The organism is Sulfuricurvum sp. (assembly GCF_019163035.1).
GTDB lineage: Bacteria > Campylobacterota > Campylobacteria > Campylobacterales > Sulfurimonadaceae > Sulfuricurvum.
The window spans coordinates 1-5,635 of sequence record NZ_JAFLKV010000098.1; the positions used below are offsets into that span (position 1 = coordinate 1).

Below are 5,635 nucleotides of genomic sequence, written 5' to 3' on the forward strand. Positions count from 1 at the left end.
AAAAAGAGAGCTATTCCTATAAAAATAAGAAAGAGGGGAAAAGGCATCAGAACCGATGAGATACCTTTTTTGATGAAAAACATGGTGAGTGGAGAAAATTACGCTTTGTTTTTGCGTGCCGTGATCTCACCCAAAAAGCTCTCTAAATCGTATTTAAGACGGTATTGCGGTGTTAGGATATGAACGAGAATATCTCCTAAATCGATAGCGACCCAGTCTCCACTCTCATCAACATACAAAAATTGCTCATCAGGTTTGAGCCCTCTTTTGAGGTGATCGAGGAGAGCGATAGTATGACGCTCTCCCAAAGAAGATGCGAGAATAACATAATCGGCGAAGTAATCGCCCTCACGGAGGTCAAATACTTCGATGGCTTCGGCTTTATTCTGATCGAGAATAGCGCTAATTTTTTCAATACGTGGGTTCACAGGTGTTCCTTGTAGTAGGTTGTAATTTTTTGTTCGATTTCCGTCTCTAATCCCAATGGGGAGGCTGAGGTGCGAAAATCACTTGAGCTGATCGGCGCATTGAGCGTGAGCCGAATCATATTTTCCGGTATCGGGATATCATTGCGACACGCGACTACCCATATAATTAAGCTATCAAGCTCGTCATACGAGTGCCATTTTTTCAAATTTTCGAGATTATCGGCTCCGATGATGAGGTAAATCTCATCATACAACGAGAGATAATGCTTTACCGTTTCAATGGTATAAACACTTCGACCGCTCATAATCTCAAAATCGCTGATTTCAACTTTTTCCGTTTCGGCAAAAATTTCTTTTAGCCAACCGTAGCGAACCTCTCCCTCTGCGACAACGGAGGGTTTAAATGGATTGCGCCATGCAGGGACAATAATCAGTTTATCGATATCCAAAACGCTCAAAGCTTTAGTAACGACTTCAACGTGTCCGATATGCGGCGGATCAAAACTTCCGCCGAAGAGTGCAAGCTTCATCAGCCTCAACTTTATTTTAATCGAAATTATAACCGATTTTTGGTAAAATAACCCCCTATATTATGTCGGTTTAGGATTAGGTGATGGCGTTGAAGATTGCATTGAACGGATTTGGTCGTATCGGACGTTGTGTTACCCGTCTGATCGCGATGCGTGAGGATGTGGAACTGGTCGCTATTAATGATATGGCATCGATAGATATGCTCCTTTATTTATTGCAAAATGACTCGGTGCACGGCGCATTCGAATCGGAGGTTAGAATCATAGAGGGTGGATACCTTCAAATCGGGAAAAACAAGGTTCGCATTTTGTGTGAAAAAGATCCTCAAAAACTCGATTTCGGGATACTGGGGGCGGATGTTGTTTTTGAGTGTAGCGGTCTATTTTTGACGAAAGGATCGACGGAGCACCATTTGAGCAAAGGGGTGAAAAAGGTTATCCTTTCAGCCCCGACTCAAGACAGTGCAATCGCGACATTCGTGTTGGGGGTGAATGAACACCTCTACAACGGTGAACCGATTATTTCGAATGCTTCGTGCACGACAAACTGTTTGGGTCCTATCGCCAAAATTATCGATGAAGCGTACGGGATCGAAAAAGGGTTGATGACCACGATCCATGCCTATACCAACGGACAAGCAATCATCGACTCGGCGCACGGAAGTGATATGCGTCGTTCCCGTGCGGCGGCGCTCAACATGATTCCCACCACCACCGGTGCGGCAAAAGCGATCAGTATCGTACTGCCGAATCTGGAGGGAAAATTGCATGGGCAAAGTGTCCGTGTCCCAACTCCTGATGTCTCGATGGTCGATTTGAACGTTTTGGTGAAACATCCTACGACCAAAGAAGAGATCAGTGCTCTTTTTAAATCGTATGCGCATGGAGAGATGGCGGGTATTTTGGAAGTGGATGAGCGTTATCGTGTTTCGCAAGATTTTGTCGGATCATCCTATAGTGCCACAGTGGCGGATGATTTGATTCAAGTGATTGATGGAAATATGATCAAAATTATGGCATGGTACGATAACGAATGGGGTTACTCGAACCGTTTAATCGAAATGGCATTGTTTATCAGTAAAAAATAAAATTTGTAATCTTACAGTAAGAGGAAAAAATGGAATTATTGAACATCAAAGAGTGTGATATCAAAGGCAAAAAAGTATTTATAAGATGTGATTTTAACGTCCCTATGGATGATTACGGCAACATTACCGATGATCGTCGTATCCGCTCGGCGCTTTCAACGATCAACTATTGTCTCGATCAGGGGTGTGCGATTATTTTAGCATCTCATTTTGGCCGTCCAAAAGGTGAAGTTGATGAAAAATACACCCTTGCACCGATTGCACGTCGTCTTCATCAGTTATTAAAAATTAATGTTCAGATGACTGAAGATGTAATTGGAGAAAATGCAATAAAACTCGCAGCACATCTACAAGGGGGTGAGATTTTGTTATTGGAAAATCTCCGCTTTGAAAAAGGGGAGACGAAAAATGACCCGGAATTGAGTGCTGCATTGGCATCAATGGCGGAAGTTTACATCAACGATGCGTTTGGTGTGAGTCACCGTGCTCATGCTTCCGTTGAGGGGATAACCGAATATTTTGACAAAGCACACAAAGCCGCGGGATTCTTGCTCCAAAAAGAGATTCAATTTTTTGGTGTTCTTTTAGATCGTCCTGTTAGACCGTTTGCTGCGATTGTCGGCGGATCTAAAGTGTCGGGCAAACTCGAAGCATTGATCAATTTGTTACCGAAAGTCGATAAAGTTCTTATCGGCGGCGGGATGGCATTTACATTTCTCAAAGCACTTGGGTACGATGTCGGTAATTCGTTAGTAGAAGATGATTTACTGGATGAAGCGATGAATGTCATGAATGAAGCCAAACGTCTCGGAGTAAAATTCTATCTTCCGGTTGATGTCGTTGCCGCTGAGAAGTTTGCTCCGGATGCAATGAGTCGCCTCACCAGTGTTCAAGAAATTCCTGCAGGATGGATGGGATTAGATATCGGGCCGGCTACGGTACGGCTATATCGTCAGGTGCTTAATGACGTTCAAACGATTCTTTGGAACGGACCGATGGGTGTGTATGAGATGGATCGTTTTTCACGCGGATCGAACAAAATCGCCCATTTCGTTGCCGATTCATACGCTACCACTGTCGTAGGAGGTGGTGATACTGCCGATTTGGTTCAACGCATCGGTTTAGATGAAGAGATGAGCTTTATCTCAACCGGCGGCGGAGCATCATTAGAATTGCTTGAGGGCAAAATCCTTCCGGGTGTTAAACCGTTATTAAAATAAAAGGAGATACTCATGATATTGTGCGCTAATTTTAAAGCAAACAAAACGCGTCAAGAGACACGAGCCTATATGGCAGTAGTTGAGTCATTTGTCAGTGCAAATGATATTAGCGATACGATTATTGTATTTCCTCCCTTTACCGCGTTGGATCATGACCCTCGTAATGTTTTGATCGGTGTGCAAAACGGCTATCCGGTAAAAAATGGTGCTTATACGGGAGAGATTGCATTAGAACAGCTCGAAGAGTTTGGAATCAGAACGATTTTGATCGGACACTCGGAGCGCCGTCATGTTATTGGCGAGACGCAAGAACAAATAGCACACAAATTCCGATTTTTTGCCGAGCAGGGATTTGCAATCATTTATTGTGTCGGTGAACCTCTTTCGGTTCGTGAAGAGGGACATGAAGCATTGATGGGGTATATTGAGAAGCAATTCGAGGGGATCGACCTCTCGTATCCCGACCTTATCATCGCGTATGAGCCGGTTTGGGCTATTGGAACGGGATTAACTCCGACCAACAGTGATATCGAGAGTGTGCACAGCGCTCTTCGCTCTAAAACACCTGCACCTCTTTTATACGGCGGAAGTGTAAAAGTGGAAAATGCGGGCGAGATTATGGCATTAGAAAATGTAGATGGCGTTTTAGTAGGCTCAGCGGCACTCAGTGCAAACGATTTTTGCGAAATGATTGCACAAGCAGTAGAATTAAACACAGAAATAGGAGAATAATAGATGTTAATGCAAGGTAAAAAAGGGCTAATTGTAGGACTCGCCAACGATAAATCAATCGCATATGGTATTGCGCAAGCGCTTCATGCACAAGGGGCGCAAATGGCGTTTACTTATTTAAATGAAGCATTACAAAAACGGGTAGAACCGATAGCAGCGGGTTTTAACAACTCTCCGGTCTATAAACTCGATGTATCAGACGAATCAGATATGGAGTCTATCGCGGCAAAAGTGGCGGCAGATTTCGGACAAATCGACTTTTTGGTTCACTCGGTTGCGTTTGCTCCGAAAGAGGCATTGACCGAAGGATTTATGAAAACCTCTAAAAGTGCGTTTCAGATCGCAATGGATGTTTCGGTTTATTCTTTTATTGATTTGACAAATCGTCTTGAGTCTGTGTTGGCTCCAGGGGCATCGATCATTACTCTCAGCTACTTAGGCGGACCGAAATACATCCCGAACTACAATGTTATGGGCGTTGCAAAAGCGGCGTTAGAGTCGAGTGTACGTTATATGGCAGTAGAACTCGGAGCATCCAAAGGTCAACGAGTTAACGCGATTAGTGCAGGTCCTATCCGCACGTTAGCGGCGAGCGGCATTGGCGATTTCAAACAAATTCTCAACTGGAACGAGTCGAATGCACCGCTTCGTAAAAACGTCACTATCGAAGAGGTCGGAAATTCCGCTATGTATCTCCTTAGTGATTTAGCGAGCGGTGTGAGCGGAGAAGTCCATTATGTTGATGCGGGTTATAACATTATGGGTATGGCTGCGGTTGAGAAAAACGATGAAGGTAAAAGTGTTTTTGTCTGGGATGAGAGAAAATAATAATAATTATTCCGCATCTGCGGAATAATTATGTTACGAAACGTTACTTTCCGATAACCGGTAAACTCTTCATTTTTTCGACATGGGACGGCTCTTGCAGCTGACCTTCTTTCATCGCCGCTTTTTTATCATGATATGCTTTCCATTTGTCTGCATACTTTTGCAAGGTAATCGGAGAATTATCTTCAGCTTCTTGAACGACTGGCTCTGTTTTTGTCACTACGGTTCCATTAGGAGCAGTTGTCGTCGTTATAACTTGAGTTCCTTCAGTTTTTGTTGTAACTACCGTACCATCTACAGCTGTTTTAGTACTCACTGCTGGAGCAGCTGTCATCGGGTTCCATTCCTCTTTGAGCCAGCTGTCAAGGGATCGTTGCATCGCTCCACCTTCGGCAGTAGCAGTAGCACTAGGTGATACGGCTTGAAGATTGGTATTTTGAGATGGAGTGACACCCGTCTTATTTGCAGCACAGCCGCCGAATATAAGAAGGGCGAGGGAAAGGGTAAGTGAATGACGCATGCGTGTTTCCTCTATTAGGATTGAATTTTTCAGATTAGTTCGTACTATAACATAGAATCAGGGATATGGATAAGAAAAATAGTCGAAAAGAATATTACAAAAATGTCACATTCCCAATTATAGGGATTTGGTTTTAGTAAACAGTGAGTTAACAAAATTATTTTTTACAGCAATGTTTAAGAATAGGGGGGTTACAATTAACCTTGACGAAACAAAAACATAGGTCAAGCTTAACTTAAGGAGAATCAATGAAGTTAGTAAAAATGAGTCTTGCAGCAGCAGTGTTGCT

7 protein-coding genes are annotated in these 5,635 nt (G+C 43.4%); 4 read left to right on the forward strand and 3 right to left on the reverse strand.

What is annotated here, in order from left to right:
• Positions 1 to 98: 98 nt before the first annotated feature.
• Positions 99 to 428: a ribosome silencing factor gene (rsfS, locus tag JZU62_RS07220; RefSeq protein WP_295013327.1), complete on the reverse strand. Its 330-nt coding sequence runs from the start codon at positions 426 to 428 to the stop codon at positions 99 to 101.
• Positions 425 to 958: a nicotinate (nicotinamide) nucleotide adenylyltransferase gene (gene nadD, locus JZU62_RS07225; RefSeq protein WP_295013329.1), complete on the reverse strand. Its 534-nt coding sequence runs from the start codon at positions 956 to 958 to the stop codon at positions 425 to 427. The genes rsfS and nadD overlap by 4 nt, the downstream gene beginning before the upstream one ends.
• An 83-nt stretch (positions 959 to 1,041) precedes the next feature.
• Here nadD and gap point away from each other — a divergent pair, with 83 nt between their 5' ends.
• Genes gap through fabI form a run of 4 tightly spaced genes read left to right on the forward strand, consistent with a single transcriptional unit; the run spans position 1,042 to position 4,826 of the window.
• The gene (gap, locus tag JZU62_RS07230) at positions 1,042 to 2,046 is read left to right on the forward strand and encodes a type I glyceraldehyde-3-phosphate dehydrogenase (RefSeq protein WP_295013331.1); all 1,005 of its coding nucleotides are present in this window, start codon (positions 1,042 to 1,044) and stop codon (positions 2,044 to 2,046) included.
• A gap of 29 nt (positions 2,047 to 2,075) precedes the next feature.
• On the forward strand, positions 2,076 to 3,266 hold the full coding sequence (locus JZU62_RS07235; protein WP_295013333.1) for a phosphoglycerate kinase: 1,191 nt from the start codon (positions 2,076 to 2,078) through the stop codon (positions 3,264 to 3,266).
• Between the two features lie 12 nt (positions 3,267 to 3,278).
• On the forward strand, positions 3,279 to 3,998 hold the full coding sequence (locus JZU62_RS07240) for a triose-phosphate isomerase (RefSeq protein WP_295013335.1): 720 nt from the start codon (positions 3,279 to 3,281) through the stop codon (positions 3,996 to 3,998).
• A gap of 3 nt (positions 3,999 to 4,001) precedes the next feature.
• Entirely contained in the window at positions 4,002 to 4,826 is an 825-nt protein-coding gene (gene fabI / locus JZU62_RS07245; RefSeq protein ID WP_295013337.1) for an enoyl-ACP reductase FabI, read from the forward strand.
• A 43-nt stretch (positions 4,827 to 4,869) separates the two neighbouring features.
• Here the strand turns inward: fabI and JZU62_RS07250 are convergent, their stop codons facing one another.
• On the reverse strand, positions 4,870 to 5,346 hold the full coding sequence (locus tag JZU62_RS07250; RefSeq protein WP_295013339.1) for a hypothetical protein: 477 nt from the start codon (positions 5,344 to 5,346) through the stop codon (positions 4,870 to 4,872).
• Between the last annotated feature and the right edge of the window lie 289 nt (positions 5,347 to 5,635).